Origin of the sequence: Bradyrhizobium jicamae, from assembly GCF_001440395.1 — a bacterium.
Classification (GTDB): Bacteria; Pseudomonadota; Alphaproteobacteria; order Rhizobiales; family Xanthobacteraceae; genus Bradyrhizobium; species Bradyrhizobium jicamae.
Genome location: NZ_LLXZ01000232.1, coordinates 1 through 3,612, shown reverse-complemented (window position 1 = coordinate 3,612; position 3,612 = coordinate 1). Strand labels below are relative to the sequence as shown.

The 3,612-nt window shown below is 57.4% G+C and carries 2 protein-coding genes; both read right to left on the bottom strand.

Annotated elements, in window-relative coordinates; genetic code table 11:
* Positions 1-224: 224 nt before the first annotated feature.
* Positions 225-1,367, bottom strand: coding sequence for a PAS domain-containing sensor histidine kinase (locus CQ12_RS40945; RefSeq protein ID WP_057840900.1), 1,143 nt, complete (start codon positions 1,365-1,367; stop codon positions 225-227).
* Positions 1,368-1,544: 177 nt separating this feature from the next.
* Complete coding sequence (locus CQ12_RS40940; RefSeq protein WP_083519721.1) at positions 1,545-3,173, bottom strand: arylsulfatase; 1,629 nt, start codon at positions 3,171-3,173, stop codon at positions 1,545-1,547.
* Positions 3,174-3,612 lie beyond the last annotated feature (439 nt).

The following is a 3,612-nucleotide window of genomic DNA, read 5'->3' as shown; positions in this document are numbered from 1 at the left end:
AACGGCGCCCATGTCTTGGCACTCTCGTGCCCGTGGAGGAGCCGTCCACAGCATCAGAAGCGGACCTTCATCGCTTTCGTTACTGGACTTCAGACAATTTTCAAGCCTTGCGAACAGCGCGGGCGGGTTCAGTAATCAAGTCCCACCACGCGCGTCTCCGGGCCGCTGCTTCGTAAGCAACGCACTGCGCCGATCGGTTATCCGCCTCACTCGTCCGGGCGTTCCTATGTAGCAACGGGTTCATGTTGCAGCGGCAGCGTCAGGCGGAACGTTGCGCCGGGTCCGCTACGCTCCTCTGCCCAGATTCGACCGCCGTGCGCTTCTGCGATCGAACGAGCGATGGCCAAGCCCAATCCAACGCCTTCGGTCTTCGTTGTGAAGAAGACTTCGAACAGCTTCGTTCTGTGATCCGCGGAGATACCACTGCCGGTGTCGCTCACCTCAAGCTCCACGATATCGTCCGACGAGCGCGTTCTCACAATAACCAAGCGTTCCTTCATGGGGTTGTGATCCGTAGCGTCCATGGCGTTGACGATCAAATTCAGGATCACCTGATGCAAAGAGATCCGATCGGCGCGAACCGTCGGGAGAGATGTCGCCAGGTCCGCGTGAATGGTCACACCACGGCGAAGCGCGTCGGTGTGGATCAACCGCATGACGTCCCTTACGGCGCGGTTCATGTCGATCGTGCGCAGGTCGAGGGACTTGTGCTTGCCTATCAAGCCCCTAAGCTGACTCACGATCCGGGTAACGCCATCGCTCAGGTCGCTGATATCACTCAAGATTTCGCACAGGTCCTCGTGCCTGAGGTTCTTCCCTCGACTGTTCACTATGTGCAGAGCCACCTCGGAATTGGTCTGGATGGCCGTAAGCGGCTGTACGATCTCGTGCACAATCGAGGCCATCAGTTGGCTGACAAGCGCAAGACGGGACGCGTGAGCGAGTTCAAGCCGTGCCGCAGACAAATCCCTTTCCGCGTGCTTGAGCTCGGTGATATCGCGGCATGTATACAGCACGGTTGCCCCCCTGATCGCAACGCATTTGACGTGGATCAGGACTGTGCGTTGCTCACCGGACTTGGTGGTGATCTCGCGTTCGACGTTGCGGATTTCCCCGTTGGCCTTCAGCTCCGCCAGATCGAACAGGCCCTCGCCAAGTAGCCGGCTGATCTTCAACATCGTTTGGACTTCGTCCGGGTCGTAGCCGAAGATGACGTCGACGTTGGGGCAAATAAACACATATGTTCCCGCGTCATCGGTCAGGAAGACCGCATCTGAAATGTTGCCTAGCGTGGCACGATGAAGTTCCTCTGACTCCCGTAACGCCCCATACGCGCTTGTACGCCCCCCATCGGTCGCATTGGTCATGAACACTGGCCTCCATGGGTCCGGCATCCGACAAAATTATCAAACCTTGATCTCGCGGCCTAGCGGCCAGCCGCGACGTTGCGCAGATGTCGCGGATCAAAGTGTTTGAGCAAGGCAAAGCAAGTTGTCGCCTTGCTCAACGCCATGCAGACTATCGGTCATGCTGGCATCAACGGATCAGCCGCCGCGTGTAGCACTCTCGATCTGCTTCTGGATCTTCTCCAGGTTAAACGAGCCGGGTGACTGGCTTGGAGGATATTCTGCCATCGACTTGAGGAATTTACCGGCCATCGCTTGCAGCGGCACAATAATAAAGGCGCGCTCTAAGAACCAGTCGTTGTAGATGTTTGCGCTGTGCTGGGCGCGCTCGAACGGATCGCGCCGAAGGTTGAAGAGCAGTGGCACTCGTAGCTCGACGAACGGCTCGCGCCAAACCTCAAATGCGTGTGCGCGGTTCTCCAGAAACACAACCTTCCAGTCGTCGTAGCGGATCGCCACGACCTGGCCATCGTCGTTGACGTACATGAACTCCTTGCGCGGCGACTCCTTCGTGTTACCGGTGAAATAGTCAAGCATGTTGTAGCCATCAATGTAGTTGCGGTAGCGGCGACCATTTAGTTCGACGCCGTTCAGCAGCTTCTGCTTGATGTCTGGATCTCCGGCGGCCGCCGCCAGTGTCGGCAGCCAGTCTTCGTGCGAGACGATGCCGTTGAGCGTGTTGCCAGCGGGGAACCGGCCAGGCCAACGGACAAAGGCCGGGACGCGATAGGCTCCTTCCCAGTTCGAGTTTTTTTCGCTGCGGAACAACGTTGTGCCAGCGTCCGGCCACGTATTGAAGTGCGGGCCGTTGTCGGTGGAATAGAATACGATGGTATCGTTGGCGATGCCAAGGTCGTCGAGCAGCTTGAGCAACTGCCCAACATTGTTGTCGTGCTCGACCATGCCGTCCATGTATTCGCTGCTGTTCGGACCGGCGATATTCTTGTGGGCCTCTCTGACGTGGGTGCGGAAATGCATGCGGGTCGCATTCCACCAGCAATAGAACGGCCGGTTTGCGCGGTGCTGCCGGTTGATGAAGTCCATCGCAGCAGTGACCGTCTCGTCATCCACAGTTTCCATCCGCTTCTTGGTCAGCGGGCCGGTGTCCTCAATCTTGCCATCAGCCGAGGCCTTTATGACCCCGCGCGGACCAAAGTTTTTTCGGAATTGTGCGTCCTTTGGATAGTCACGGTTCTCCGGCTCCTCCTCGGCATTGAGGTGATAGAGATTTCCGAAAAACTCGTCGAAGCCATGTTGCGTCGGTAAGTGCTCGTCGCGGTCGCCCTGATGGTTCTTGCCAAATTGACCGGTGGCGTAGCCGCGGCTCTTCATAACGGTCGCGACGGTGACATCGGTTTTCTGCCATCCCTCCTTCGCGCCGGGCAGTCCGACCTTGGTCATGCCGGTACGAACCGGAACGTTACCCCCGATGAACGCGGCGCGGCCCGCGGTGCACGACTGTTGGCCGTAATAGTCGGTGAACGAAAGACCTTCGCGGGCGATACGGTCGATATTGGGCGTCTGATAACCCATCATGCCACGATTGTTGTGACTGATATTCCAGATGCCGATGTCGTCTCCCCAGATCACCAAAACATTCGGCGGCCGGCTAGACGTCGCCGGAGCGGCTGGGCGCTGTTGAGCCTGCGCGGAGGCGACAGCGGCGAAAGTCAATGCGGTAAGTGAGGTGGCTCCCAACAGCATCTCACGGCGGTCCAGAGCATCGCTACGGCATTTCGCAGCTTCCCGATTGTTTTCATTGGACATGTACACCACTCCCTATGCTTTTCACTCACTGAGTAGCTGAGCATAATTGGAGCGCTCCCCTATGTGATGTACAGTTTATGCCAATCTGCGAAGGCTTGTCCGCTTCGGGTCCATAAGCGATAAGTTTGAGAACGAGCGATGAGGCGTTTAGTTCGTAGGATGGGTGTAGCGAAGCGATACCCATCATGTCTCCGGAGGAACGATGGCTGTCGCTGCGCTCCACCCATCCTGATTTGCTTGGCACGCAAATGCGCAAACTGCGACAAGATCGCTCCGGCGACCAAATCACTTCTGATTTTCAGAAATCGTGTCAAGCTCGGGAATCAAAAATATTCCGCTTTCGTTCTCACCCAAATCAGTCGCATAACTCCGCCCGTCTCACGGCAAGATGAGGGGCGTTGGCCATCGTCACGAACGCGCGGTGAGATGCGATGGACGC

Bases quoted from the DNA above. Each gene is read 5' to 3' on its own strand.
- CQ12_RS40940 (WP_083519721.1), bottom strand. From the start codon at position 3,173: ATGTCCAATGAAAACAATCGGGAAGCTGCGAAATGCCGTAGCGATGCT.
- CQ12_RS40945 (WP_057840900.1), bottom strand. From the start codon at position 1,367: ATGACCAATGCGACCGATGGGGGGCGTACAAGCGCGTATGGGGCGTTA.